Source organism: Micromonospora sp. LOL_015, assembly GCF_048060275.1.
Classification (GTDB): Bacteria; Actinomycetota; Actinomycetes; order Mycobacteriales; family Micromonosporaceae; genus Micromonospora_E.
This window is the reverse complement of the sequence record NZ_JBHMIO010000009.1, coordinates 61257-87259: the sequence shown is the minus strand read 5'-3', so window position 1 is coordinate 87259 and position 26003 is coordinate 61257. Positions and strand designations below refer to the sequence as shown.

Annotated in this window: 22 protein-coding genes and 2 pseudogenes; 17 read left to right on the top strand and 7 right to left on the bottom strand. The window is 72.0% G+C overall.

What is annotated here, in order from left to right; all coding sequences use genetic code 11:
• Positions 1–2: 2 nt before the first annotated feature.
• Positions 3–2267, bottom strand: coding sequence for an aminotransferase class III-fold pyridoxal phosphate-dependent enzyme (locus ACFHWU_RS11120; protein WP_416553373.1), 2265 nt, complete (start codon positions 2265–2267; stop codon positions 3–5).
• A gap of 203 nt (positions 2268–2470) precedes the next feature.
• Between ACFHWU_RS11120 and ACFHWU_RS11115 the strand changes: the two genes are divergently transcribed.
• Entirely contained in the window at positions 2471–3670 is a 1200-nt protein-coding gene (locus ACFHWU_RS11115) for a helix-turn-helix domain-containing protein (RefSeq protein WP_416567693.1), read from the top strand.
• A gap of 138 nt (positions 3671–3808) precedes the next feature.
• Here the strand turns inward: ACFHWU_RS11115 and ACFHWU_RS11110 are convergent.
• A pseudogene (locus ACFHWU_RS11110) lies at positions 3809–3961 on the bottom strand (low temperature requirement protein A); the annotation flags it as partial.
• A 110-nt stretch (positions 3962–4071) separates the two neighbouring features.
• Here ACFHWU_RS11110 and ACFHWU_RS11105 point away from each other — a divergent pair.
• From ACFHWU_RS11105 to ACFHWU_RS11040, 14 genes are all read left to right on the top strand, one after another.
• Positions 4072–4206, top strand: a complete 135-nt coding sequence (locus tag ACFHWU_RS11105) for a hypothetical protein (RefSeq protein WP_416553369.1) — start codon at positions 4072–4074, stop codon at positions 4204–4206.
• 116 nt (positions 4207–4322) lie between these two features.
• Positions 4323–5123 carry an SAM-dependent methyltransferase gene (locus ACFHWU_RS11100; protein WP_416553367.1) on the top strand — a complete coding sequence of 267 codons (801 nt, stop codon included), beginning with the start codon at positions 4323–4325 and terminating at the stop codon, positions 5121–5123.
• Between the two features lie 160 nt (positions 5124–5283).
• Positions 5284–5538, top strand: a complete 255-nt coding sequence (locus tag ACFHWU_RS11095) for a hypothetical protein (protein WP_416553365.1) — start codon at positions 5284–5286, stop codon at positions 5536–5538.
• A gap of 106 nt (positions 5539–5644) precedes the next feature.
• On the top strand, positions 5645–7816 hold the full coding sequence (pabB, locus tag ACFHWU_RS11090; protein ID WP_416590476.1) for an aminodeoxychorismate synthase component I: 2172 nt from the start codon (positions 5645–5647) through the stop codon (positions 7814–7816).
• Positions 7817–7914: 98 nt separating this feature from the next.
• On the top strand, positions 7915–8562 hold the full coding sequence (locus ACFHWU_RS11085; RefSeq protein WP_416590474.1) for a dienelactone hydrolase family protein: 648 nt from the start codon (positions 7915–7917) through the stop codon (positions 8560–8562).
• Between the two features lie 111 nt (positions 8563–8673).
• On the top strand, positions 8674–9339 hold the full coding sequence (locus ACFHWU_RS11080; RefSeq protein WP_416553455.1) for a DUF4178 domain-containing protein: 666 nt from the start codon (positions 8674–8676) through the stop codon (positions 9337–9339).
• Between the two features lies 1 nt (position 9340).
• Complete coding sequence (locus ACFHWU_RS11075; protein ID WP_416553360.1) at positions 9341–9886, top strand: DUF2617 family protein; 546 nt, start codon at positions 9341–9343, stop codon at positions 9884–9886.
• Positions 9883–10308, top strand: a complete 426-nt coding sequence (locus tag ACFHWU_RS11070) for a DUF4247 domain-containing protein (protein WP_416553358.1) — start codon at positions 9883–9885, stop codon at positions 10306–10308. The genes ACFHWU_RS11075 and ACFHWU_RS11070 overlap by 4 nt, the downstream gene beginning before the upstream one ends.
• Before the next feature lie 30 nt (positions 10309–10338).
• Positions 10339–10764, top strand: a complete 426-nt coding sequence (locus tag ACFHWU_RS11065) for a DUF350 domain-containing protein (protein ID WP_416553356.1) — start codon at positions 10339–10341, stop codon at positions 10762–10764.
• A 33-nt stretch (positions 10765–10797) separates the two neighbouring features.
• On the top strand, positions 10798–12405 hold the full coding sequence (locus ACFHWU_RS11060) for a polyamine aminopropyltransferase (protein WP_416553354.1): 1608 nt from the start codon (positions 10798–10800) through the stop codon (positions 12403–12405).
• A 118-nt stretch (positions 12406–12523) separates the two neighbouring features.
• On the top strand, positions 12524–13549 hold the full coding sequence (locus ACFHWU_RS11055; protein ID WP_416553352.1) for an MBL fold metallo-hydrolase: 1026 nt from the start codon (positions 12524–12526) through the stop codon (positions 13547–13549).
• A gap of 117 nt (positions 13550–13666) precedes the next feature.
• Positions 13667–15139 carry an aldehyde dehydrogenase family protein gene (locus ACFHWU_RS11050; protein ID WP_416553350.1) on the top strand — a complete coding sequence of 491 codons (1473 nt, stop codon included), beginning with the start codon at positions 13667–13669 and terminating at the stop codon, positions 15137–15139.
• 43 nt (positions 15140–15182) lie between these two features.
• The gene (locus tag ACFHWU_RS11045; RefSeq protein ID WP_416553348.1) at positions 15183–15950 is read left to right on the top strand and encodes an SDR family NAD(P)-dependent oxidoreductase; all 768 of its coding nucleotides are present in this window, start codon (positions 15183–15185) and stop codon (positions 15948–15950) included.
• Complete coding sequence (locus ACFHWU_RS11040; protein ID WP_416590471.1) at positions 15947–18037, top strand: FAD-dependent oxidoreductase; 2091 nt, start codon at positions 15947–15949, stop codon at positions 18035–18037. Before ACFHWU_RS11045 ends, ACFHWU_RS11040 begins: the two co-directional genes overlap by 4 nt.
• A 334-nt stretch (positions 18038–18371) precedes the next feature.
• Here the strand turns inward: ACFHWU_RS11040 and ACFHWU_RS11035 are convergent, their stop codons facing one another.
• Genes ACFHWU_RS11035 through ACFHWU_RS11025 form a run of 3 tightly spaced genes read right to left on the bottom strand, consistent with a single transcriptional unit; the run spans position 18372 to position 22338 of the window.
• On the bottom strand, positions 18372–20456 hold the full coding sequence (locus tag ACFHWU_RS11035) for a dipeptide ABC transporter ATP-binding protein (RefSeq protein WP_416590469.1): 2085 nt from the start codon (positions 20454–20456) through the stop codon (positions 18372–18374).
• Entirely contained in the window at positions 20453–21397 is a 945-nt protein-coding gene (locus ACFHWU_RS11030; protein ID WP_416590467.1) for an ABC transporter permease, read from the bottom strand. The genes ACFHWU_RS11035 and ACFHWU_RS11030 overlap by 4 nt, the downstream gene beginning before the upstream one ends.
• A complete protein-coding gene (locus ACFHWU_RS11025) occupies positions 21394–22338 on the bottom strand; it encodes an ABC transporter permease (protein WP_416590465.1) in 945 nt (314 codons plus the stop codon). The genes ACFHWU_RS11030 and ACFHWU_RS11025 overlap by 4 nt, the downstream gene beginning before the upstream one ends.
• Before the next feature lie 304 nt (positions 22339–22642).
• Between ACFHWU_RS11025 and ACFHWU_RS11020 the strand changes: the two are divergent.
• Positions 22643–22744 (top strand): annotated as a pseudogene (locus ACFHWU_RS11020) (alpha/beta hydrolase fold domain-containing protein); the annotation flags it as partial.
• Positions 22745–23001: 257 nt separating this feature from the next.
• A complete protein-coding gene (locus ACFHWU_RS11015; RefSeq protein WP_416590463.1) occupies positions 23002–23250 on the top strand; it encodes an SDR family oxidoreductase in 249 nt (82 codons plus the stop codon).
• 159 nt (positions 23251–23409) lie between these two features.
• On the opposite strand, the gene ACFHWU_RS11010 is transcribed toward ACFHWU_RS11015, so the two are convergent.
• On the bottom strand, positions 23410–25020 hold the full coding sequence (locus ACFHWU_RS11010; protein ID WP_416590461.1) for an ABC transporter substrate-binding protein: 1611 nt from the start codon (positions 25018–25020) through the stop codon (positions 23410–23412).
• A 172-nt stretch (positions 25021–25192) separates the two neighbouring features.
• Entirely contained in the window at positions 25193–25957 is a 765-nt protein-coding gene (locus ACFHWU_RS11005) for an IclR family transcriptional regulator (RefSeq protein WP_416553334.1), read from the bottom strand.
• Positions 25958–26003: the final 46 nt, after the last annotated feature.

The window sequence follows — 26003 nt, the reverse complement described above, 5'->3', positions numbered from 1 at the left end:
GGTCAAACCCCTTCCACCTGCGCGAACACCCGGTCGAACCGGTCCAGCGCGGTGTCGATCACCTCGTCGGTGTCGGCCATCGAGGTGTACATCCGGGAGCCGGCCAGGGTGATGACGCCGTGCGCCGTGTACGCCGCACCCATCTGCTCCATCAGCCGCTTGCGGGACTTGTTCTCCCTGAGCAGCTTGATCGGGTTGCGCATGTCGAGCAGCATGACGCCACTGCACTCCAGATGCACGATCGACCCCTGGTTGTAGGCCACGTACGGCAGACCGTACCGGTCGATCAGCCGCTGCAGTCCCCGGGTGAGCCGGTCCCCGGCCCGGCCGGCGATCACCGGGGCGTTGGTCCGGGCCATCTCGGCGATCGCGAAATAGCCGGCCGCACAGGACAGCGGGTTCGCCGACAGGGTGCCGCCGACCTGGATGTGTGTCCCGCCGCGCCCGTCGAGTCCGGCGCCGAAGACAGCCATCACGTCGGCCCGCCCGCCGACGCCGCCGGCCATCGGGTAGCCGCCGGAGACCGCCTTGCCGAACACGGTCAGGTCGGGGGTGACACCGAAGTAGCCGGCCGCCCCGCCGAGCCCGACCCGGAACCCGGTGACCACCTCGTCGAAGATCAGCAGCGCGCCGAACTCGTCGCACAACGCGCGGACCCTGGCGTTGAAGTCACGTGGCACGGGGCGGGTGCCGGACTCCGGGCCGAGTGGTTCGACGATCACCGCAGCGGTGCCGCCGCGGACCCGGTTCTCGATCAGTTTGCGGCGCAACGCCCCGAGATCGTGCGGGAACGCCTCCCGCGTGTTGGCGGTGGCGCCGAACGGGATGCCCTTGGCGTTCATCCGGTACGTGCCGGGCACCCGCAGCCCGTACACCATCGTGTCGGACCAGCCGTGGTACGCCCCACCGACCTTGATCACCATGTGCTTGCCGGTGAAGGCGCGGGCACCGCGGACCGCCGCCATCACCGCCTCGGTTCCGGAGCCGAGCGACCGGTACATCTCGATGTGCGGCAGGTACCGGAAAATGATCTCGGCGAGCTTCAGCTCGTACTCATGGAACAGCCCGGTCACCGGCCCCGACTCCTTGACCACCGCGGCGACCTGCTCGTTGACCGGGCGGTAGTTGCTGCCCAGGATCGTCGGGCCACCGGCCTGCAGGAAGTCGACGTAGGTGTTGCCGTCGCGGTCGGTCAGGTAGGCGCCGTCGGCGGCGTCGACCGCCAACGGGAACGGGTAGTTGAAGGCCAGGTTGTGCTGCACACCGCCCGGGATGCGGCGCTTCGCCCGGTCGGTGATCTCCTTGCTGGCCCGGCACCGGTCGTTGAAGTAGCCGAGCACGTCGAGCATCGCGTCGTGGCGCAGCCCGCGTACCGGCTGGGCGACCAGGGCCTTGAGCCGGCGCATCGTGTCGTCGACGTCCAGGTACTCGGTGATCGCGTAGCCGAGTCGCGCGGACTCGCTGCCCGGGAGCTGCGCGGTGGTGGTGTCGGCGACCGGGGGCCCGGCGGCGGCGATCGCCGCCGCCACCGCGTCCGCACTGGGCAGTTGCTCATCGGCGGGCACCCGCACCGGCGGGACCGCCTCGGTGAGCTGCGCGGCGATCCGCTTCTCGTCGGCGCGCAGCTTGGTGAACGCGACCTCCCGGATCGCGGTCGGGATGGTGTAGACCTTGCCGGCTTCGCTGGTCAACGCCAGGAGATAGGCGATCGACACCTTCTCCAGCAGCGCCATGTTGAACACCGCGCGGTCCGGGTCGGTCCCGAGCGCGACGACCCCATGGTTGGCGATGATGAACGCGTTGTCGCCGCTGGCCACCTTCTTCTGCACGTTGCGGGCCAGCATCCCGGTGCCGGACGGGGCGTAGTCGACGATCGCCACCTGACGGCCGAGGAAGCGCACCTGCTCGTCGGTGAGCGCCGGGATCGGACGGCGCAGGAACGCCAGGGCCGAGGCGTACGGCTGGTGGGTGTGCACGATCGCGTTGACGTCGGGCCGCTGCCGGTAGATGTTGGCGTGCATCCCGGCCTCGATCGACGGCGCGAGGTCACTACCGGTGCCGTCGGGTATGTGCGTACCGTCGAAGTCGACCAGGCAGATGTCCTCGATCCGCATCCGGTCGTAGTCGTAGTTGCTCGGCGTGACGGCGTACAGCCGGTGCCCCGGAACCCGGACCGATACGTTGCCCTCGGTAGCCTTCAGATAGCCCCGGTCCAGCATGGTTCGACACATGTCGACGACGTGCCGGCGGGAAGTGTGGTGGTCCATGCGGGTCCTCCGGTCCTCCAGGGAGGGGTCGCGGCGAGAACCTATTCTCGCCGTCGGCCGGCGCTGGGACACCGTCCCGCCGGCAGCGGAAAACAGCGACCGGACTATCACCACGTGACAAATTCGGGCTGCGTGTGCCCTCAGCAACCCGTTGCCCTGGGTCGCAGTCTCACTGAATTATCATCACGTGACAGAGTGGCGAGGTGCGAGCCCGCCCAGTGACCGTCACCCCCTGGCAGCGGCTGCCCGCCGAGCTGGCCCCGGCGATGCGGCCCCGGCTGGCGGCGGTGGTCGACACGGTGGCCGCCGCGGTGACCGAGCTGACCCCTGAGTTCGTCGGGATCGACGACCCGAAGTTCCGGGCCGATGTCCGGACCGCGGTCGACGTTGCCCTCCAGCGTTTTCTGGACCTGGTCGGCACCACCGAGCCGGCGTTGCCGCCCCGGGAGCGGGAGGTCTTCGTCGCGCTCGGCGCGGCCGAGGCCCGGGAGGACCGTGGCCCCCAGGCACTGCTCGCCGCCCTGCGGGTGGCCGGCCGACTGTTGTTGCGTCAGGTCGGTCAGGCGCTCGCCACAGTGCGCCCGGTCGACGCCGAGGCCCTCGCCGACTGCGCCGACGCGGTCACCGGTTTCGTCGACGAGCTGGCTGCGGCCGGCACCGACGGGTTCGCCCGCCAGCTGCGCGAACAGTCCGGCGAGGGCGACCGGGCCCGCCGGCAGCTGGGCGAACTGCTGCTGGTCGGCGGAGCCGGCGCCGCCACCGTGGCGGCGGCCGCCGCCCGGGCCGGCTGGCGGGACCTGGCCACCGTGCTGCCGGTCGTGCTGCCGGCCCGGCAGGCCCGCGACGCACGGTTCCGGTTCGGTACCGACGGCATCGTGGTCGACCGGGGCCGCGACGCCGTACTGCTGCTGCGCGCCGGCCCCCGGGCCACCCGCCCGGTGCTGGCCGACGCGCTGCAGGGCTGGCGGGCCACGGTGGGCCCGGCGTCGCCGTGGCCGCAGGTGCCCCAGGCGGTACGACTTGCCGAACTCGCGGCGACCGTAGTCCGGACCGGTGGAGCCGACCAGGGCGGTCCCGTCGACCGCACCGCCGTCTTCGTCGAGGACCACCTCACCGTGCTGGCGCTGCACGGCCACCCCGACGCGCTGACGGTGCTGACCGGCCGCCGGCTGGCGCCCTTCGGCGCGCTGCCGCCCACCCAGCGCGCCGGACTGCTGCGTACGCTGCACAGCTGGCTGCGGCACTGGGGGTCCCGGTCGGCGGTCGCCGCCGAGCTGTTCGTCCATCCGCAGACCGTCAGCTACCGGCTCAAGCGGCTGCGGACGCTGCTCGGCGACGACTTGGATGACCCGGACCGCCGGTTCGAGCTGCTGCTGGTGCTCACCGTCGCCGACCCGCACTGACCAGCGCAGCACCTGCCGGTCAGCGGTAGCGGCGCTGTCGCCACGCCGACTCGCGGGCCTCGTGGGCCAACCGTACGTGCATCGCCGCCGCCCGCGGCGACCGGCGGGACTGCAGCCGGCCATCAGCAGCGGACCGGGCAGGCCGCTCGGCTTGTCGCTGAACGCCTGCGGGATGGTCAACGCGGCGATGAAGACCGCTGCCGTCGCCGTGAACATCACCAGCGGGGCGATGCCCTCGCCGAGTCGGATCCGGTTGGCGAGCATCAGCTGCGAACACCACGCCCACCACAGCAGCGCGAGGAAGCCGTGGACCGGACAATCGACGTCGAGCGGCGGCCGAGCCGCCGTCGCCGTGGCGGATTGGTGAAGAAACGCCCAGGTGGTCGACGACGGTGATCCTGGTGACTGCTGCCGGCATCGCCTCCGGACTGGAGTCGGCGCTGCATCTGGTACGGCGCAAGGTCAGCGCCGATGTCGCGGTCCGCGCCGAAGAAGTGTTGGAGTATCAGACCCGTGGCACTGTCCGGACCCGATGATCGCCGTTTATCGTTACCGTGCCACCGTTCGTGTGCGCGGACGCGCCTGTCCGGTGTGTCCGTCATCTCGCTGAAGGGTTATGGAAATGACGGCAACTATCCGACAATCGGGCGACGTGCGAGCCGAAGTGGAAAACGCCAACATCGCACGGATCTACGACTATTACCTTGGTGGACTCTACAACTTCGCGATCGATCGCGAGCGGGCCGAACGCATCAAGCTGATGTTGCCCAGCGTCGACCTGCTCGCCCGTGGCAACCGGGACTGGCTGCGCCGTTCGGTGCGATACCTGGTCGGCGAGGGCGTGCGGCAGTTCATCGACATCGCCTCGGGGCTGCCGACAGTCGGCAACACGCACGAGGTGGCGCATGCCCTCGACGCCCAGGCTCGGGTTGTCTATGTGGACAACGATCACTCGGCTGTCGTCCACGGTGAAGACATCCTCGCCACGGAGCCGCTGGTGGCGATGGCCGAGGTCGACGGTAGGTATCCCGACCAGGTGTGGTCGCATCCGGCGGTCCGCGAGCTGATCGACCTGTCGCAGCCGGTGGGCATCGTTCTCGGCGGGCTGCTCGTTTTCGTTCAGGACGACGAGGATCCGGCCGGACTCGTCGCGGCCTACCGGGACGCGCTGGCACCGGGCAGCTACATCGCTATGTCGCACCTCAGCGCGGACACGGCCGACGAGGAGACCCGCGGGCAGGTGGACCGGATGGTCGCCGCCTACCAGGCCGGCGTCGGCGCGAACCTCTACGTCCGGGACAAGGCCACCATCACCTCCTGGTTCGACGGCATGGAGCTGGTCGAGCCCGGTGTGACCCTGATGGCGGACTGGCGGCCGGACCCGGGTCTCGACGTGGACGCACAGACGCCGTCCCGGCAGCTCGGCTACGGCGGAATGGCCCGCGTCGGATAACCCATCCGGTAAGCGCGGTTCGGTTCGGTATCCTCCCCGACTCTTGGCCGGACACCGTCCTGGAGCCGCCTGGCGGGCGTCCGGCCCCGTCGACCGGCCGGGTCAACCTCCCGGCCCGGTGCCGCGTCTTCGTGGTGTCCGCTCGACCAGGAGGTTTCCCGTGACCGTCACTCCCAATCCGGGCAGTTCCGAACCGCTGTGGTCGGTGGGCGGCATCACCGCTGCGGTCACTGCGCTGCTGGGCGCGGTGACCGCGTTCGGTCTGCCGCTCACCGAGGCACAACAGGCCGCGGTCCTCGGCCTCGCTGCGGTTCTCGCTCCGCTGATCGTCGCGCTGGTCGGCCGCGCCCAGGTGTACGCGCCGGCGACCGTCGAACGACTGGTCGGTGACACCACCCCGGGGGCCGACGGGTGAGCCATGCCGGTCCGGGCTAGGGCCGGCGGAGGTCGGCTACCGCGCCACACGCTCCCGGCCGAAGGTGGACAATCGGCCGGTGCCGTGACGCGGTGGGAGGTAGCGGGTGCGGATCCTGCTGGTCGACAATTACGATTCCTACACGTACAACCTCTTCCAGCTGCTCGCGGCGGTCGCCGGCAGCGAGCCGACCGTGCTGGCCAACGACGACCCCCGGCTCGCCGCCGTCGACCGGCTCGCCGCGGAGTGCGTGGTGATCTCGCCCGGCCCAGGTCGGCCCCACCGGGTGACCGACCTCGGCTGGGGGTGGGAACTGCTCGACCGCCGTCGTGACCTGCCGGTGCTCGGGGTGTGCCTCGGTCACCAGGCGATCGCGTTGCACGCCGGCGCGCGGGTCGACCAGCGGAGGGCCCGGCACGGTCTGATCGACCGGGTGCGACACACCGGTGCCGGACTGTTCGCCGGCATACCTCAGGATTTCGCGGCGGTCCGGTACCACTCGTTGCGGGTGGCTGAGCCGGTGCCGGCGGACCTCATGGTGAACGCGTGGGCCGCCGATGGCACGGTGATGGCGTTGACGCACCGTCGGTTGCCCCGTTGGGGCGTGCAGTTCCATCCCGAGTCGATCGCCAGCGAACACGGTGCCCACCTGGTCGGCAACTTCCTGGCCTTGGCCCGGGCCACCGGGCCTGTCACTGCCACCGCCGCCGCCCGTCCGGTGGCGGCCGTGCCGCGCCGTGCCGCCACCGCGTCGGTGACACCCCGGCAGCCGACTCCCGACGCTGCGGCTCCCGATCCTGCACCCTCCGATGCTGGGGCCTCCGGCCCCGGCTGGCGGCGCGACGTGACGGTCCTCGACGCGGAGATCGACACCGAGGCGGCCTTTCAGGATCTGTACGCCGACGCACGGTACGCGTACTGGCTCGACGGCGCCGACGTCGCGGCCGGGCGTTCCCGGTTCTCCTTCCTCGGTGCCGCCGACGGGCCGCTGGCCGAGGTGCTCAGCTACCGGATCGGCAGTGGCCGGATCGAGGTGCGCCGGCCGGACCGTCCAGTTGAACAGGAGACCGGCGGCATACTCGACGTGCTGCGCCAGCGGTTGGCACGGCGGCGGCTGCCCCCAGCCGAGCTGCCGTTCGACTTCGCCGGCGGCTACGTCGGCTATCTCGGCTACGAGATGAAGGCCGACTGTGCGCCCACCACCGCCCGCCGGGCCGACACCCCCGACGCGGTCTGGATCTTCGCCGACCGGCTGGTCGCCGTCGACCACTTGCGCCGGCGCACCTACCTGGTGGCACTGAGCATCGACGACGTCGGGCAGCGCGCCGCCCGGGACTGGTTGGCTGTGACGGCGACCCGGCTGCGCGCGGTGCCGTCGTCGGTGCGGCCCGGGCCGTTTGACAGGCCGTCGGCACCGGACGCCGGGACGGACCTGTGGCGCTGGGTGTCGCCCGCCCGCGACCGCAGCCACTACCTCGCCGACGTCGACGAGGCCCGCACCCAGCTGCGCCGCGGCGAGAGCTACGAGATCTGCCTGACCAACCAACTGAGGCTGCCACCGGTCGCGGACCCGCTGGCCTACTACCGGACGCTGCGTCGGATCAACCCCGCGCCCTACGCCGCGTACCTGCGGCTGGATGACGTCGCCGTGGCCAGCTCCTCCCCGGAGCGGTTCCTGCGCATCCGCCCGGACGGCCGGGTCGACAGTAGCCCGGTGAAGGGCACCTCGGCCCGCGCGAACGACGCCGACGAGGACGACCATCTACGTCGTACGCTGGCCAGCTCACCCAAGACCCGAGCCGAGAACCTGATGATCGTCGACCTGCTCCGCAACGATCTCGGCCGGGTCTGCGAGGTCGGTTCGGTGCGCGTCCCCCGGTTCCTGGCCACCGAGACCTACCCCACACTGCACCAGCTGGTGTCCACCGTCGAAGGGCGGCTGCGTCCGTCGGTAGGCGCGGTCGACTGCGTACGGTCGAGTTTCCCCGGCGGGTCGATGACCGGTGCGCCGAAGCTGCGCACAATGGAGATCATCGACCGGTTGGAGCAGCGGGCCCGGGGAATTTACTCCGGTGCTCTCGGCTACTTCGGCCTCGGCGGCGGTGCCGATCTAAGCATCGTGATCCGTACTGCGGTGCTGACCGGCGACGGATTCACCGTCGGCACCGGCGGTGCCATCGTGCTGGCCTCCGACCCGGCCGACGAGTACGACGAGACGATGCTCAAGGCGCGGGCACTGCTCGTCGCGTACCGGTCGGTCACCAGGTCGGTCCGGTGACCGGGTGAGCCGGATCCCGGCAGGCAGGGGCGATCCGGGCGCACAGTCGAGCGTCAGGTCGCAGGCATGATCGGTCGTCGGCCGGGTACCCGGCGCCGGTGGCTCAGGACACTGCGACCCGCGTCCCCGCCGTTGACGTCGCGCTCGACGCGGACGTGGTGGTGCCCGCCCGTACCCGGGCGGTGGTGCTGTTCGCCCACGGCAGCGGCAGCTCCCGGCTCAGTCCACGCAACCGGACGGTGGCCGGCCGGCTGCACGCGACCGGCCTCGCGACCGTCCTGGCCGATCTGCTGACCAAGGAGGAGGAGCAGATCGACGCGGCCACCGCCCACCTGCGCTTCGACATCGCCCTGCTCAGCCGGCGGTTGACCGCGGTGGTGGACTGGGCCGTCGAGCAGCCGGAACTCGACGGCCTGCCGGTGGGACTGTGCGGCGCCAGTACCGGCGCGGCGGCGGCGCTGAGTACCGCCGCCTCCCGGCCGGAACGGGTCGGTGCCGTGGTGTCGCGGGGCGGCCGGCCCGAACTGGCCGGCAATGACCTGGCCGAGGTACGGGCACCGACCCTGCTGCTGGTTGGGGAGCTTGATCCGCAGGTCGCCGAGCTCAACGCGGCGGCTGCGGCCGACCTGCGGGCACCGCACGAACTGCGAGTGGTGCCGGGCGCCGGTCACCTGTTCGCCGAGCCGGGTGCGCTGGACCGAGTCGCCGCCGACGCCGCCGGCTGGTTCGACACACATCTGCGGTGAGAGTCGCTGCGTTCGGTCGCTGACCCGTCACTTAGTCGCGCTAGCTGCGAGTGACGTGCGCGCACTTGTTACGGTCGTCGGCCGGTGCGATGTACGGAGGACGCGGCGATGATGAACGGGACCATTGCTTACCTGGTCACCGGGCTGGGATGCCTGATCGCGACGGCTGGTGTGGTGATGGCGGCGATCGCCGTGTGGCAGACCCGGACCCGAGCCGGTGGCTCTCGGAAGAGGTCCGGTGGGGGACCGGTCGACCCGTTCCACACCGGTGACACCGACGCGTTGCGTGGCGATCCGCGTCGCGTCGGCCCCGGTGACATCGTGGAGATCCGGGCACAGTCGTACGCGGTCCGCGGCAGCCTGCACTTCGCCGAGGGCAGCTGGACCTGGAGCGAGCACTTCCTCGACGACGCGCGGGGCGACAAGCTGTGGCTCTCCGTCGAGTCCGATCCCGACCTGGAACTGGTGCTGTGGCGGGCGGCCGGTCCTGACCTGCAACACCTGCAGCCCGGCCCGGCGGTGGTGGACGTCGCTGGGCGCCGATACCGGCTCGACGAGTCCGGCCAGGCCCGGTTCACCAGCACCGGGGCGACCGGGCTGATCCCCAGCGGCTACGTGCGCTACTTCGACTACACCGCCCCGGACAACGCCCGGCTGTCCTTCGAAGGCTTCGGTGACTCGGGCCGCTGGGAGGTCGGCTTCGGCGAGGTGCTGCACCGCGCCGAGGTGATGATCTACCCGTCCGCTGGTCAGGCACCGACCGTCGGGAAGGTCTGACATGCTGGTCGCCCTGGACGCACCGTACGTCGACACCAGCGCGGCGGAGCTCAGCTTTGCGCTCGATCTGGCCGAGCGACCCGCCCTGCACGTGCTCGAGCTGCCCCTGCCGGGCGCTGGCGGCGGCGCCCGCTCCGGTTCGCGGCCGTCCGCTTCGCAGCCGGCAGGGCTGCTGCGCCTGCGATTGCTCGGGGCCTCGCATCAGGTCGTGCTGCGTACCGCCGGCCATGACCTGGTCGAGACGCTCGCCTGCCTGCCCGGTCACCCGCCTGATCTGCCGGCGGTGGTGGACGCGGATGACGGCTACCGGTTCTCCGCGCGAGCGCTTCGGCTGTCGGCCGGCGAGTTCGCCGGGCGGGCCGACCGCCTCCGCCGGCAGCTGACCGGTGATCCGCACGCCCTGGTCGGCGTCTTCCCGGGCAGCCCGGACGCCCTCACCGCGCTGCACACCCGGATCGATGGTGCGCGGATCAGTTGGCGCACCTGGCATGCGTACCCGCAGACAGCCGAGTTGGTCGAGACCGAGACGGTGGTGACAGTACGGTGACTTCCCGCAAGTGGATTGTCGGTGGCGTGGTCCTCGCTCTGGTGGGCGTGATCGTGTCGTGCTGCGGGCTGGCCGTCGGCACTTTCTCCGCCCGCGGCTACGTCGAGCGCAGCTATGCCCGCTCGGTGGTCGACGACATCGGCTCCGACGCCGAGGGGTACCGCTCCGATCTGCCACCGCGCCAGGTGGCGCAGCAGCTCACCCGGGCGTTCAGCCCGGCCGACGAGTACACCGTCGGTGACCGCTACTACCTGCGCTACGGCGACGACTCGGTGGTCATCCTGCCGATCGCCGCCGGCTCGCTGATCCTGCTGGAACGCATGACGACCGCGTACCCCCGGTACCGTTCCGTCGTCGGCAACTCGTGGAAGTGGCAACGCGGCAGCACGATCCGGGGCGGCGGTCCCGGCACCGGCAAGTAACCACCCCATCCCACCACCTGGAGTTGGCACATGTTCCGCGATTTGTTCGTCGATCTGCTGCTCACCCTGGCGTACGCCGGGGTGGGTCTGGTCCTGATGGCGCTCGGCTACCTGCTGGTCGACCTGGTCACCCCGGGCAAGCTGCACGAGCTCATCTGGGCGCAGCGCAACCGCAACGCGACCGTGCTGCTCGCCTCGAACCTGTTCGCGGTGGGCACCATCGTCGTGGCGGCGATCGCCGCCGGGGAGAACAGTTTCGTCACCGGCCTGGTCGGCACCGCCGGGTACGGGCTGCTCGGCCTGCTGGTGATGGCGGTGTCGTTCGTGCTGCTGGACGCGGTCACCCCGGGCCGCCTCGGGGACACCCTGGTGGATCGGGAGCCGCACCCGGCGGTCTGGGTCAGCGCGACCATTCACCTTGCCACCGGCGCCATCGTGGCGGCGGCGATCAGCTGATGTCGGCGATCAGCTGTCGTCGGTGGTCGGTTGATGTCGGCGGTCGTGGTGCCGGCACCGGTTGACGACGGTGCCGGCACCGGCCGCCGGTACGCCCGGCTGGCCCGGCCGGCGGTGTTGGCTGCGGTCTTCGTCTGTGCGGCCTGCGGCCTGGTGTACGAGTTGGCGCTGGTCGCCCTGGGTAGCTACCTGATCGGTGACACCGTCGGCCAGGCGTCGATCGTGCTGGGCGTGATGGTCTTCGCGATGGGCGTCGGCGCGTTGGCAGCCAAGCCGCTGCAGCACCGCGCGGTGGTGGCCTTCGCTGCGGTCGAGCTCACCCTGGCGCTGCTCGGCGGGTTGTCGGTACTGGGCCTGTACGCCGCCTTCGCCTGGCTGGACCTCTATGCGCCCGCGCTGGTGACGACCGCGTTCGTGCTGGGGCTGCTGATCGGGGCGGAGATTCCGCTGCTGATGGTGCTGCTGCAGCGGATCCGGGCGCAGGCGGCCGGCAGCGCGGTCGCCGACCTGTTCGCGGCCGACTACGTCGGTGCCCTGCTCGGCGGCCTGGCCTTTCCGTTCCTGCTGATCCCGTTCTTCGGCCAACTGCGGGGGGCGTTGCTGGTCGGCGCGGTGAACGCGCTGGCCGGAATTCTGCTGGTCGGCACGGTTTTCCGGGGCGATCTCGGCCGGCGGGGCCGGGCCGGGGTCGCGCTCGCCGCCACGGTGGTGATGGCGACGCTGGCCGGTGCCTACCTGGTGGCGGCGGACTTCGAGGTGACCGCGCGGCAGCAGCTCTACCGGGATCCGGTGGTGCACGCCGAACGCAGCCGATACCAGGAGATTGTCCTTACCCGGGCGGTGTCGCCGGTCGTCGATGGCTTCGACCTGCGGCTGTACCTCGACGGCGATCTGCAGTTCAGCTCGGTGGACGAGTACCGCTATCACGAGGCGTTGGTCCATCCGGCGCTGGCCGGTCGGCGGGACCGGGTGCTGCTGCTCGGCGGGGGGGACGGGTTGGCGCTGCGCGAGGTGCTGCGCTACCCGGACGTCACCTCGGTGACGGTTGTCGAGCTGGACCCGGCGGTGGTCGCGTTGGCCCGGGCCGAGCCGGACATTCGGGCGCTCAACAATGCGGCCTTCGACGATCCGCGGGTACGCCTGGTGCACGCCGACGCGTTCGCCTGGCTGCGCGGAGCACCAGGCGTTTTCGACGCGGTCGTCGTCGATCTGCCGGACCCGGACCAGACCGCGACGGCGAAGCTCTACTCGGTGGAGTTCTACTCGCTCCTGCGGCAGGCCCTCGGTCCGCAGGGCAGGATGGTGGTGCAGGCCGGGTCCCCGTACTTCGCGCCACGTGCCTTCTGGTGCATCGAGGCGTCGGTGCGGCAGTCGGGCTGGACGACCCGGCCGTACCACGTCGATGTTCCGTCGTTCGGCGACTGGGGTTTCCTGCTCGCGGTCGCCGACGGCGAGGGAGCCGGCCCGGTGCCGACGCCGCAGGTGCCGGCGGAGGCGCCCGCGCTGCGCTTCCTGGCGCCCGAGGTGCTGCGGGCGGCGCAGGTCTTTCCACCGGACCGGGGTCCGGTGCCGGTCGAAGCGTCGACGCTGCTGGACCCCCGGGTGCTCACCTACAGCCGGGCGGCGTGGCGCGGCTACTGACCCGCCGTACCCGCGCCATGTGTGGACGATCACCGTTGACGGGTGAGCGGGACCACCGGCAACCAAGCAAGCGACCGGTATGGTCGGTGGCCGGTTGGCCAGCACGAGGGGGTGCCCGATGGCGGCGGTGTCGGACTGGATGACGCCCGGGGCGCACCCGGTCGCGGACGGGGTGTACCGGATTCCGCTGCCGATGCCCGACGACGCGCTGCGGGCGGTCAACGTCTACGCGATCGAGGACGCCGCCGGGCTGGTGCTCGTCGACGCCGGTTGGGCGGTGCCGGCCGCCCGCAAGGCCCTCGAGGCGGCGCTCGGTGACCGTGGGCACGACCTCGCCGCGATCCGCCGTTTCCTGGTCACCCACATCCACCAGGACCACTATTCGCAGGCGGTTGCGATCCGGCAGGAAACCGGGGTGCCGATTGTGCTCGGGGTGGGCGAGCGGCCCAGCCTGGAGTTCATGGCGGCCGGCACCGACGAGCCGTACGCCGCCCCACTGGCCCAGCTGCGCGCCGCCGGTGCCGCCGACCTCGCCGACCAGGTGCAGCGGCTGACCGCCGACGCGGAGCAGCCGGAACTCGACTGGCAACCGCCGGACGAGTGGCTGTCCGGTGAGCGCGAGGTGGCGTTGTCCGGCCGCCGGTTGCGGGCGTTGCCGACTCCGGGCCATACCGCCGGGCACTACGTCTTCCGTGACCCGCAGGCCGGGCTGCTCTTCGCCGGTGACCACGTGTTGCCGGGCATCACCCCGTCGGTCGGCTTCGAGGCGGTGGCGGCGCACCGCCCATTGGGCCGGTACCTGGAGTCGCTGCGGGCGGTACGTGCGTTGCCGGACGCGCTGCTGCTGCCGGCGCACGGGCCGGTGGGCGACAGCGTCCATCGACGGGTGGACGAACTGCTGGCCCATCACCGGGACCGGTTGGCCGAAATGGCGGCCGCGGTCGGTGCCGGAGCGCGGACCGCGTATCAGGTGGCGCGGACCCTGCCCTGGACGCGACGTCGCCGCAAGCTCGACGATCTGCCGCCGTACCACCGGATGCTGGCGGTCAACGAGACGGCGCTGCATCTGGACCTGCTGGTCGAGCAGGGTCGGGTGGTGTCGCACCGGGCGGACGGCGTGACGGCGTACCGGCCGGTGGCCTGACCACGGGTTTCGCGACGGTGCGGGATGCGGTAATGTCGGCCACCAAGCAAGCGCTTGTGAGGTGATCGTGATGCTGTCAGTCGACCCGACACCGATCCCGGCCCCCGGCGGCCGTCGATGACGGTGATCAACCGACCGGCGGACCCGGCCGGCCTGCTACGCCCCGGCATTCTGATCGACGGACGGTGGCGCGATACCGGCACCGGCGGTCGACGCGACCACGTCGACCCGGGCACCGGCCGCGTTCAGCAGAGCTTCGCCCTGGCCGGGACCGTCGAGGTCGACGAGGCGGTCGCCGCCGCCCGGGCCGCCGCCCCCGGCTGGCGCAGCTGGCCCACCGACCGGCGTCGCCAGGTACTGTCCCGCCTCGGCGACCTGATCCGGGCCAACGCCGCCGACCTCGCCGCGATCAACGCGCTCGAGGTCGGCACTCCGGCGGCCCTGTCGTACGGCCGCTACACCACCGGTCAGACCTTCTTCGACTACTACGCAGGCTGGCTGGACAAGGCCGCCGGCGACGCGCTGCGGATGCCCGGAGCGTTGGACCTGACCCTGCTGGAACCGGTCGGCGTGGTCGGCGTGATCCTCACCTGGAACCATCCGCTGGCCAACATCCAGACCACCGTCGCCCCGGCACTGGCCGCCGGATGCACGGTCATCGTCAAACCGCCGGAGCAGGCCCCGTTCGCGGCGTTGCGGTTCGGTCGACTCTGCGCCGAGGCCGGACTGCCGCCCGGGGTGGTCAACGTCCTGCCCGGCGGCCCGGCGGTCGGCGACGCCCTGGTCCGCCACCCCGAGGTCGACAAGATCGGATTCGTCGGCGGTCCGGCGACGGCTAGCCGGATCCAGGCGGCGGCCGCCCCGACGCTCAAGCCCTTGCTGCTGGAGCTCGGCGGCAAGAGCGCGTCGCTGGTCTTCCCGGACGCCGATCTCGACCGGGCCTGCCGATTCGCGCTGCTGATCACCGCCAACAGCGGCCAGGGCTGCACCATCCCGACCCGGATGTTCGTTCATGACGACGTGTACGACGAGGTGCTCGGCCGGCTGCTGGACGGCCTGCGGGCGGTCACCGTCGGCGACCCGTTCGACCCGGCCGCCCAGATGGGGCCGCTGATCGACGCGGCCGCCTGCGAGCGGGTCGTCGGGATTATCGACCGGGCCCGGGAGAACAACACCGGTGACCTGGTGCTCGGCGGGCACCGGCTCGGCGGTGAGCTGGCCGACGGCTACTACGTCGCCCCGACCGTCTTCTCCGACGTCGACCCGCACAGCGAACTCGCCACCGAGGAGATCTTCGGCCCGGTGCTGTCGGTCTGCCGGTTCGCCGGCGAAGCCGAGGCGGTCGAGGCGGCCAACACCAGCCGATACGGGCTCGCCGGCTACGTGCACACCCGCGACGTCGACCGGGCGATGCGGGTCGCCTCGGCGCTGGTCGTCGGCAACGTCGGGGTCAACGGGGCCGGCGCGCCCGCCGGGCCGTTCGCGCCGTTCGGCGGGGTGAAACAGAGCGGCTACGGCAAGGTCGGCGGGCTCGCCGGCCTGCTGGAGTTCAGTCGGGTCAAGAACGTACTGCTGGCGATCGACGAATGAGCTTGTCCGGCGGACCGTCGGGCGGCGGAGAAAAGAGGTCGGGATGACAACACAGGCGGACGGAGCGGTGCTGGTCACCGGTGCCGGATCGGGGATCGGGGCGGAGACCGCCCGGCAGATCGCGGCGGCCGGCGCGGCGGTCGCCGTCAACGATCTCGACCCGGCCGCCGCCCAGACCACCGCCGACACGGTCGTCGCCGCCGGCGGCACCGCCTACCCCGTCGCCGGGGACGTGGCAGACCCACGGTCCGCCGCGGCCGTCGTGGCCGCCGCCGTCGACCGGCTCGGCCGGCTCACCGGCCTGGTCAACAACGTCGGCGTGGTACGCGGCGGAGCACTGCGGTCGGTCAGCCCGGACGACTGGGACGCGATCATGCGGATCGACTGCGCCAGCGCGCTCTACTGCAGCCAGGCCGCCCTGCCCGCGATGACGTCGGGCGGCGCGATCGTCAACATCTCGTCGCTGTGCGGCATCCACGTCGCACCCGGCGCCGGCGCCTACAACGCCGCCAAGGCAGCGGTGATCGCCCTGACCCGGCAGATGGCGCTGGAATGGGGTCCGGACGGCATCCGGGCGAACGCGGTCGCACCGGGCATCGTCAGCGGCACCAACTTCTCGGCCAGCAGCCGCGACCCGCAGGCCGCGCTGCGCCGCGGTGCCGCCGTACCACTCGGTCGCACCGGCTCCGCAACGGACATCGCCCCGGTCGTGGTCTTCCTGCTCGGCGACGCCGCCCGCTACGTCACCGGCCAGGTGATCGCCGTCGACGGCGGGCTGGGAGTCGCGCTGCAGACGCTGCTGCCGGCGTGACCGGCCGGCCGGGCGGTGACCCGCTGGCCACACCGCTGACCGTCGGCCGGCACCGGCTGCGCAACCGGATGGTGATGACCCCGCACCTCGGCCGGCTGCCACCCCGGCGGCTTCGGCGCTACGTCGCCGAGCGCGCCGCCGGCGGGGTGGCGATGATCGTGCTGCCGGCCGGCCAGGGGGTGTACGCCAACCCGGTCTACCCGCTGGAGGCATGCCCCGGTGACCCGGACGGCTACGTCGACCCCGACGCGGTCTCGTTCCACGTCCGCGACCCCCGGCACCGCCAGGTGCTGCTCGCGGCGGCGCACGAGCACCTGGTCGGGCTGGCGGACGCGGCGCACCGCAGCGGGGCGCTCGCCGTCGGCCAGATCCACCACCCGGGCGCGGAGCGCGGCTGGGACAACTTCCAACCGGCCCTTGCCCCGTCGCAGGTACGGGGCGACGACACCGGAGTCGTCCCGCACGCGCTCACCGTGGCCGAGATCGACGACCTGGTGACCGGCTACCTCGCCACCGCCACGGCGATCGTCGCTGCCGGGTTCGACGGCGTCGAACTGCACGCCGGCCACGGGTACCTGCTGAACCGGTTCCTGTCCCCGCACTACAACCGGCGCACCGACCGGTACGGCGGTTCCCCAGCCGGCCGGCTGCGGCTGATCCGCCGGATCCTGCGCGCGGTGCGCGCCGAGCTGGGGGACCGGTCGCTGCTCGGTGTCCGACTCACCGCCGGCGAGGAGGTGCCGGGCGGGATCGACGCCGCCGGGGTGACCACAATCGCCACCGGGATCGCCGATCTCGTCGACTACGTCAACCTGTCGCTCGGCAACCACGACGGCCTGCGCGACGGCCGGCCGGCCACCGCGTACACCGGATCCTGGCTGGTGACACCGGCGCCGGCGGCGCCGACCGCCCGGCAGGTCCGCGCCGTGGTCGACGTGCCGGTCCTGGTCTCCGGCCGGATCACCGACCCGGCGATCGCCCGTGGCCTGGTCGCCGACCGCGCGGCCGACCTGGTGGGACTGGCCCGGGCGCTGATCGCGGACCCCACCTTCCCCCGGCGCGCGGTCAGTGGGGACGACGCCGGCATCGTCCGCTGCGTCGCCTGCAACGAGTGCGTACGGGTGCCGTTTTCCTGCCCGGCGAATCCGGCTGCCGGCCGGGAAGCCGAGTTCGACCCGCTGCCCGCCGAAGCACCGGCCGGTCCGGCTCTCGTCCGACACCGTCCTGCCCGCCGACGGATCGCCGTCGTCGGTGCCGGGCCGGCCGGGGTGGAGGTGGCGGTCGGTGCCGCGGCGGCCGGAGCCGAGGTGACCCTGATCGAAGCCGCCGACATGGTCGGCGGGGCACTGCGTCACCTGGTCGGTACGCCACTGCTCGCCGACTGGGCACCGCTGCTGCACCGGCTCGAGCGGCGGCTGGCCCCGCTGCTGGACCGGCCGTCTCCCGCCGGCGGGCGGGTGGTCCTGCGTACCGGCACCACCGCCACCGCCGACCACCCCGACCTGCTCGACGCGGACCTGGTGGTGCTGGCCACCGGCGGCCGGTCGGGCCCGGCCGGCTTCCCTACCGACCAACCGGTACTGACCACGATGGATCTGTTGGTCGGTCGTCGACCGCCGCCGGGCACACCGGTGCTGGTGGTCGGCGGTGCCGAGCGGCATCTCGAGCCGCTGCTCGCCGCCGACCTGCTGGCCGGGGAGGGCTGGCCGGTCCGGGTGTGCACCGAATGTGTCGACATCGGACCCGATCTGGATCAGCGGACCAGACCGGCGGTGCTGCGTCGGTTGTACGGCCGGGCGGTGGGGTTCGCCCCGATGACCCGGGTGCACCGGTGGTCCGGCGGGGCCGTCGAGGTGGAGCAGTTGTTCACCGGGCACCGGTCGATCCTCGACGCCGGTGCGGTGATTGTCGCGCACGGTCGTACCGCGAACGACGGGCTGCGCGCCGCGCTGCCGGCGGACCTCGAATGTCAGGTGGTCGGCGACGCGTTGGCGCCACGTCGGCTGACGCACGCCGTGCTGGAAGGAGCCCGGTTCGGATATGCACTGTCCGCCGCCGACCGGCGATGGCCCCGAACCGTCAGCTGACGTGCTGGTGGTCGGCGCCGGCCTGGCCGGCTGGTCACCGACGGCGACGCCGCGCACCGGGCGCGGCTGTTCGCCCCGGTGCGCCGCACCGAGCCCGGCCGGCGGTACGCCACCTTCGGCGTCTGGACCTTCCTGCGCGGGCTCGCCGACGAGTTCACCGTCGCCGGCGGCACACTGCGTCAGCCGGCCCGGGCTCGACGGCTGCGGCCCGCGCCCGGTGCGGCCTGGCAGGTCGGGCTGGACCTGCCGGGCGGTGCCGCCGGGTGGATCATCAGCCGGGCCGGCCGGTGCGACCATGGGCGGGCTGCACGGCGGTCCGGAACCGGCAGCCGGATCACTCGGTGCGGTGACAGGCGGACCAGCCGCCGCCGACGACCGGCACCGGCTGTGGGGTCTCCGCTGCGCACACCGGCATCGCGTGCGGGCAGCGGGTGCGGAACCGGCAACCCGACGGCGGGTCGATCGGGCTGGGAATCTCCCCGGCCGGGGTGCTCCGGTCGGCGAGCCCGTGACTGGCCGGGGTCAGCATCGAGGCCAGCAGCGCCCGGGTGTACGGGTGGGCAGGGCTGGCGTACACCCGACTGGCGGGACCGCTCTCCACCACCCGCCCCAGGTACATCACCGCCAGCTCGTGGCTGACGTGGTGGACCAGCGCGAGGTCGTGGGCGATGAACAGGAAGGCGATGCCCTCGGCGTCCTGGATGTCCTGTACCAGGTTGACGATCTGCGACCGGGTGGAGACGTCCAGCGCGCTCACCGGCTCGTCACAGATGATCAGCTGGGGTTCGAGCGCCAGCGCGCGGGCGAACGAGATCCGCTGTCGTTGGCCGCCGGAGAGCGCCCGCGGCGACCGGCGGGCCAGTGCCGGGTCCAGGCCGACCCGTTCCAGCAGCTGGCCGATCCGGCGGCGGCGCTCGGCCGGGGTGAGCCGGGAGTGCACCACCAGCGGTTCGGCGATGCTCTGCCCGACCGTCATCGACGGGTCCAGCGAGGCGTAGGGGTCCTGAAACACCATCTGCATGCCGCGTCGGTGTGACCGCAGCTCGCCCCGGCGCATCGCGGCGAGGTCCCGACCGAGGAAGGAGACCTCCCCGCTGCTGGGTTCGATCAGCCGCAGGGCGAGCCGGCCGACGGTCGACTTGCCGGAGCCGCTCTCGCCGACCAGGCCGAGGGTCCGGCCACGGGCCACCGTCAGGTCGACGCCGTCGACCGCGTGTACCACCACCCGGCGCAGGCCGAGCACCCCGCGCCGGACCGGAAACTGTTTGCCGAGGCCGCGCAGCCGAAGCACGGCCCCGTCCCGGTCCCCGCCGTCGGTCGGACCACCGGTGTCGGCATCCTCGACGGTTGCCTCGGTCGCGGCCACGTCCTCGCCCGCCGGGTTCGTGGAACCGGGGGCGCGTGTCGGGCCGGTGCCGGGCAGCTCCAGCTCGGCGTGCCGGCCGCACCGGGTACCCCGGTCGCCGCCGTCCAGCACCGTCCACGGCGGGTCGAAACGGGTCCACTGTGGCCGGGCGTGGGCGCACCGGTTGGCGAACCGGCAGCCGGCGGCGGGGAAGTGGCCCGGGCGCGGCACCTGGCCGGGGATGACCGGCAGCCGGGTGGCCTTCGCGGCGACCTCCGCGCTGGACGAGATCAGCGCCGAGGTGTACGGATGCCGTGGCGCGGCGAAGACGTCGCGGACCGGACCCGACTCGACGACCTGACCGGCGTACATGACGCTGAGCCGGTGCGCCATCGTGGCGATGACGCCGAGATCGTGCGACACCAGCAGCAACGACATCCCCAGTGCGTCACGCAGATCGCCGAGCAGCTGCAGGATCTGCAGCTGGACCGTCACGTCCAGGGCGGTCGTCGGTTCGTCGGCGATCAGCAGCTCCGGTTCGCCGGCGATGGCCGTCGCGATCAGCGCCCGTTGGGCCATCCCGCCGGACAGCTCGTGCGGATAGCTGGCCACCCGCTGCTGCGGGTCCGGGATCCGGACCAGGTCGAGCAGCTCCACCGCGCGGGCCCGGGCCTGCCGGCGGTTCATTCTGGTGTGTCGCAGCAGGCTCTCGACGATCTGGTTGCCGACGGTGAACGCCGGGTTCAGGCTGCTCAACGCCTCTTGGAAGACCATGCCGACCCGGTTGCCGCGGAACTGGGTCAGCTCGGCGGGGGAGCGGCCGGTGAGTTCCTGGCCGGCGAAGCGGATCGAACCGCCGGTGATCCGGGCGCCGGGCGGCAGCAGCCCGGCCAGGGCGAGACAGGTGATGCTCTTACCCGAGCCGCTCTCGCCGACCAGGCCGAGGGTCTCGCCAGCGGCGACGGTCAGATCGACCTGTTCGACCAGGTGCACGGTGTCCCGTCCGGACCCCACGCTGACGGTCAGGCCGTCGACCTCCAGCAGCGGTCGGGTCGTGGTGCTCGCGGCAGTCATCGGTTGCCTGCTTTCTGCTGGTGTCCACCGGACAGGGCCTGACTGAGTCCGTCGCCGAGCACCTGGAAGGCGACGACCGTCAGGGTGATGGTCAGGCCGGGAATGAAGATCAACCAGGGTGCCGAGGCGACCGACGAGAAGGCCCGTTGCAGCAGGTTGCCCCAGCTCGCCTCCGGCGGCTGGATGCTGAGTCCGAGGTAGCTCATCGCGCCTTCGGCGACGATCGCCACGGCCATCGTGATGAAGACCTGGACGACCAGCGGACCCGCGATGTTGGGCAGCACGTGCCGCAGCACCGACCGCAGGTGGGACACTCCGATCGACCGGGCCGCCTCCAGGTAGGTCTCCTCGCGTACCGCCAGCGCCTGGATGCGGCTCAACCGGGCGAAGATCGGCACGAAGATGACCGCGAGGGCGAACATGGCGTTGCGCAGTCCGGGCCCGAGCACGCCGACGATGGACATCGCCAGCAGCAGGCCGGGCACGCTGAGCACGGCGTCGATCAGCGTCATCACCAGCCGGTCCACCCAACCACCGAAGTAGCCGGCGGTCACTCCGAGCAGGACCCCGCCGAGCAGGCCGAGCCCGACCGCCTGCAGACAGGCCAGCAGGGAGGAGCGGGAGGCGTACAGCAGCCGGCTGAGCATGTCCCGACCGAGGTCGTCGGTGCCGAGCCAGTGCACGGCCGACGGCGGGTCGAGGATCGCCCGGAAGTCGGTGGCGTACGGATCGTACGGGCTGACCAGCGGCGCGGCGACCGCCAACAGGCTGAGCAGCACCAGGTAGCCGAGGGCGACCACGGTCATCGGCTGGCTGCGGATCCGGGCGACGAGAGTGTCGCCGCGGTCGCGGCGGTCGAGCCCGCCCGGTTCCGGCCCGGTGCCGGGCTCGGCGGGGTTGGCGGTGGACGCGGTGTCGTCGGTGCTCACTGGTCGGCTCACGAGATCCGCACCTTCGGGTTGAGGAGGCCGTAGGCGATGTCGACGAGCAGGTTCGCGGTGAGCACGACCACCGCGGAGACCAGGACGACGGCCTGTACGACGGTGAAGTCCCGGTTGAGGATGGCGTCGATGGCGAACTTGCCGAGCCCCGGCATGCCGAAGATGGACTCGACGATCACCGCGCCGGACAGCAGGTGCCCGAGGCGGATGCCGAGCACGGTGATCGCCGGAGCCGCCGCGTTCTTCAGCGCGTGCTTGCCGATGACCGTGCGCGCCGGCAACCCCTTGGACCAGGCGGTCCGGATGTAGGGCTGGGAGTACGCGTGGAGGAAGCCGGTGCGCAGTTGGCGGGCCATTTCGGCGGCGGTGAACACGCCGAGGGTGATCGACGGCATGATCAGGTGCTGTGCCCAGGGCAGTACACCCTCACTGAGCGGGGTGTAGCCGGTGGCCGGCAGCCAGCGCAGCTGCACCGCGAAGATGGTGATCAGCATGGTCGCCAGCCAGAAGTTCGGCACGGCCAGGCCGGCGGCGCTGCCGAGCAGGCCGATCCGGTCGACGGCACGGCCGGCGTAGACGCCCTGCAGGATGCCGGTCGGTACGCCGATCAGCAGCACGACGACGAGGGTGCCCAGGGCGATGCTTGCGGTCAGCGGCGCGCGGCGCAGGATCTCGTCGCTGATCGCCCGGCCGGTGACCAGCGAGTCACCCAGGTCGCCCTGCAGGATGCCGCCGAGCCAGTGCGCGTAGCGGACCAGGAAGGGGTCGTCGAGGCGTAGCTGCTGGCGCAGTGCGGCGAGCTGCTCCGGGGTGGCGTGTTCCCCGGCGATCGCCATCGCCTGGTCGCCGGGGAGCAAGGCGACCAGGGAGAACGCGCCCAGTGAGACGATCAGCAGGAGCGGGATCGCCGACAGGAGGCGCCGGAGGACGAGGGTGACCATTCGTGGGTGATCCTTTGGCCGCCGGAACGCTGGCTGACCAGCATCTGACTGTCCGGGCAACCTACCTAACGAGCGCTTGGTCGTCAACGTCTCGGCGGTGCGCGGGTGGTGCCGGCTGTCCGCCCACTCGTATGCGATCGCGGTGGGTCGCGTTGACGAACAGAACGCTTTGTCGGCTAGCGTCGACCGGGATGACGACGGACACCATGGTCGACGACCCCGCCGGTCCGGCGGACCGGTACGACGTGCTGGTCGTCGGGTACGGGTCTACCACCCGGCACCGACCGAGCGGCCGCAGCCGGCGGTGGTGTCGGTCGACTACCGGCTCGCCCCCGAACACGGCTTCCCGGCCGCCGCCGAGGACGCCTACGCCGCGACCGCCTGGACCGCCGCCACCGCCGCCGCGCACCGCCCGCTGCGCAGCGAGAGAACGAGGCGTACACGGCCCGGCCGCGCGCCGCCGGGGTCGCGGTGACCCTGGCCAGCCATCCCGGTGTGGTGCACGGCTTCTTCACCCAGTGGCACTAGTTGGACACCGGCCGGACCGCGACCGCGCAGGCGTTCGCCGTGCTGCGGGCGGTGCCGCACGGCTGAGCCCCGGGTCGCTCCTCGCCGACCTGGGCCGAGCCCGCAGCGGCGGCCACCGTCGCCGACTGGGACCGGGTGCTCGACGCCAACCTGCGGGCGCCGTTCCTGCTCGCCCAGGCCGCGATGCCCGCACTGATGCGCTCGGCGGCCGCCGAGTACGGGCCCGGTCGGCGTACGGATCAACGTGCTCTGCCCCGGGCGCTGCCGCCCGGCCGTCGGGCCGAACCGGCTGAGATCGCCCGTACCATTGCGCTTCTGGCCTCGCTGGACACGTCGTTCGTCGCCGGCAGCGTGCTGCACGCCGACGGCGGCGCGCTGGCCTGACCGACCACCGTCTCTCGATCCACCCACATCCGCACACCGCCGGGCGGGGTGGTTCCTGCTGGCCGGCCGGCGGCACCCGGCACACCACGGCGCCGTGGGATCGGTCCGACGGATCCCACGGCGCCGCTGGTACGTCCGCCCGCGGGGCGGTCCGGGTGGTCAGCCGACCGGCACCCGGCCCTCGGTGATGTACAACCCGTCGAAAATCATGTTCGACCGGGTGGAGCCGCGCTGCACCCCGCCGACGTGGGCACCCATCGCGGTGTGCCCGGCGACGAAGAACAACGGCACCCCGGCGGCGGCCTCCTCGGAGACCAGGGTGGCCGCCTGGCGCAGCAGGTCGGCCCGCTCGTCGGGGTCGACTGCGGCGTCCGCCTGGACGACCAGGTCCCGCAGACCGGGGATGGTCTCGCCGGACGGGTTGTACCGGCCGTCCTCGAAGAACCGTTCCCGGAACCGGCTGGACGGTGACCGGGCCGGTGCCATGGCCAGCGGCGCGGCGGCGATCTGCGGCGGCGAGTCGGCGGTGCCGTACAGCCGGGCCAGCATCTGCGCCGGGTCGATCAGCTGCAGGTCCATGGTGAACCCGGCCTGTTCCAGCTGTGCCTGCACCAGCTCACCCATCCGGACGTACGCGGTGAAGGTGCCACCGATCTCGGCGGTGAAGGTCACCCCGTCCGGATAGCCGGCCTCGGCCAGCAACTCCCGGGCCCGGTCCGGGTCGTACGGATAGGCATCGGCCAACTCGGGCGAGTACGGCACCGAACCCTCCGGGAACCACTGGGTGGCCGCCTCGGACCGGCCGTCGGTCAGCGCCTCGGTGATCGCCTCGCGGTTCAGGGCGTACCGCAGGGCCTGCCGGACCCGCACATCGTCGAACGGCTCCATCGCCTGGTTGATCAGCAACGCGCGGACCTCGTTGGTCGACGAGGACATCACCCGCAGCCGGTCGTCGGCGCAGGCCGCGGCGACCTTGTCGTCCTCGATGTACTGCACGTCCAGGTCACCGGCCTGCAGCGCGCCGAGGCTGGCGTCGGTGGAGGTCTCGATGAAGTCGATCCCGCCGAGCAGCCGCTCCTGCGCGTTCCAGTAGCCGTCCCAGGCCCGGACACTGACTTTCTCCCGGGCGTACCAGGGGCCTTCGACGGCGTACGGCCCGGCGCCGACCGGGGCGTCGCTGAACGCCGTAGAGGAGCCGGCGGCCTGTACGGCGGTGGGCGAGGCCATCAGCCCGGGCCGGTCGGACAGCACGATCGGGAAGGCGGCCGGGTTCGGCGGATCCAGATCGAACCGCACGGTGAGGTCGTCGACCACTTCGACGGCCTGGACGTTGGCCAGGTCGCCCTTGATGTTCGACTCCTCGTCGTTCATCGCCCGGTCGATGTTGAAGCGCACCGCCTCGGCGTCGAACGGGGTGCCGTCGGAGAAGACGACGCCGTCGCGGAGCTTGAACTCCATGACGTTGTCCTCGACGACGCTCCACTCGGTGGCCAGTCCAGGGATGGGCTGGTCGTTGGCGTCGAGCTTGACCAGCGGGTCGAAGATCGTCTGTAGCACGGTGATCTCGTTGGCCTCGACCATCCGGATCGGGTCCAGGGAGCTGGCCGGCACGCTGCCGTACTTCAGAACCGCGGTCGGGTCGTGGGCCACCGTGGTGGACGTCGCCGGCGGGCAGCCGGGCGCGGCGGTGCCGTTGTCGTCGGTGGTGTCGGAGTCGGTGTCGGAACTGGTGCTGCAAGCGGCGAGCGGCAGCAGGGACAACGCCAGCATCGGCGCGAGTGTGCGGTGTAGGGATCTCACTTTTCGGTCCCACCTTCAGTAGGCGGCAGTTGCTCTACCAGCGGTGCGGCACGGCGCCGGCGAGAGTAGGCGAGGAAGCTACCAACAAAGCGCTTGCTTCGTCAACGGCATGTTGCGCCGATGTTGCAGCCCGGTGCCGGGGTCAGTGCCCGCCCAGCTCGTCGGCGATCAGCCCGGCGGCGGTCCGCAGCGCCGCCGCGACCTCGGGAATCCGGGTGTTCGGGCAGCGCGCGGTGGGCATCCCGGCCGCCAACGCGCCGCGCACCCGGCCCGTCGAGTCGCGCAGGCAGACCCCGATCCCGGTGATGCCCCGCTCGCTCTCCTCGCGGTTGACCGCGTAGCCGAGGCGACGTGCGGTGGCCAATTGGCGACGCAGGGTGGCTAGATCCTCGACCGCAGGGCCGTACACCGCCGGCAGCCCTCGGGGATAGAGCACCTCCAGCTCCGCCGGACTGAGCTGGGCGAGCAGCACCTTGCCGCCGGAGGTGCAGTGTGCCGGCATCGACATCCCGGCCCGGGAACCGACGCGCAGACCGTGGGTGGCCTCCACTCCGTCGAGGAACCGGACCGCGGTGCCCTGCAGGACCGCCAGGTGCACCGTCTCCTGCAGCTCACCGCTGAGCCGCTCCAGATGCGGCCGCACCACGGTCCGCAGGTCCGGGCCGGACCGGCCGGCGAGCAGCCCCAGGTCGGCGAAGACCGGGCCGGGCAGGTACGCCCTGCGGCCGTCCTGGACGGCGAAGCCGTGGTGCTTCAACATGCCGAGCAGCCGGTGCGCGGTGGACGGCGCCACCCCGAGGTGGCGGGCGGCCTCGGCCACCCCGAGCCGGGACCGCTCCCGCAGCAGCAGGATCAGGCGCAGGGCGTTGTCGACGGACTCGATGGGGTACGGCACGGCGTTCTGCACCAGAGAATTATGACCACGTGATCATTCCGTCGTAAAGAAGGTTCCT

Excerpts from the sequence above, each read along its gene's own strand:
- ACFHWU_RS11035 (WP_416590469.1), bottom strand. The coding sequence starts at position 20,456 with ATGACTGCCGCGAGCACCACGACCCGACCGCTGCTGGAGGTCGACGGC.
- ACFHWU_RS11120 (WP_416553373.1), bottom strand. The coding sequence starts at position 2,267 with ATGGACCACCACACTTCCCGCCGGCACGTCGTCGACATGTGTCGAACC.
- ACFHWU_RS11010 (WP_416590461.1), bottom strand. The coding sequence starts at position 25,020 with ATGCTGGCGTTGTCCCTGCTGCCGCTCGCCGCTTGCAGCACCAGTTCC.
- ACFHWU_RS11045 (WP_416553348.1), top strand. The coding sequence starts at position 15,183 with ATGACAACACAGGCGGACGGAGCGGTGCTGGTCACCGGTGCCGGATCG.
- ACFHWU_RS11050 (WP_416553350.1), top strand. The coding sequence starts at position 13,667 with ATGACGGTGATCAACCGACCGGCGGACCCGGCCGGCCTGCTACGCCCC.
- ACFHWU_RS11075 (WP_416553360.1), top strand. The coding sequence starts at position 9,341 with ATGCTGGTCGCCCTGGACGCACCGTACGTCGACACCAGCGCGGCGGAG.
- ACFHWU_RS11065 (WP_416553356.1), top strand. The coding sequence starts at position 10,339 with ATGTTCCGCGATTTGTTCGTCGATCTGCTGCTCACCCTGGCGTACGCC.
- ACFHWU_RS11080 (WP_416553455.1), top strand. The coding sequence starts at position 8,674 with ATGAACGGGACCATTGCTTACCTGGTCACCGGGCTGGGATGCCTGATC.
- ACFHWU_RS11060 (WP_416553354.1), top strand. The coding sequence starts at position 10,798 with ATGTCGGCGGTCGTGGTGCCGGCACCGGTTGACGACGGTGCCGGCACC.
- ACFHWU_RS11025 (WP_416590465.1), bottom strand. The coding sequence starts at position 22,338 with ATGGTCACCCTCGTCCTCCGGCGCCTCCTGTCGGCGATCCCGCTCCTG.
- ACFHWU_RS11055 (WP_416553352.1), top strand. The coding sequence starts at position 12,524 with ATGGCGGCGGTGTCGGACTGGATGACGCCCGGGGCGCACCCGGTCGCG.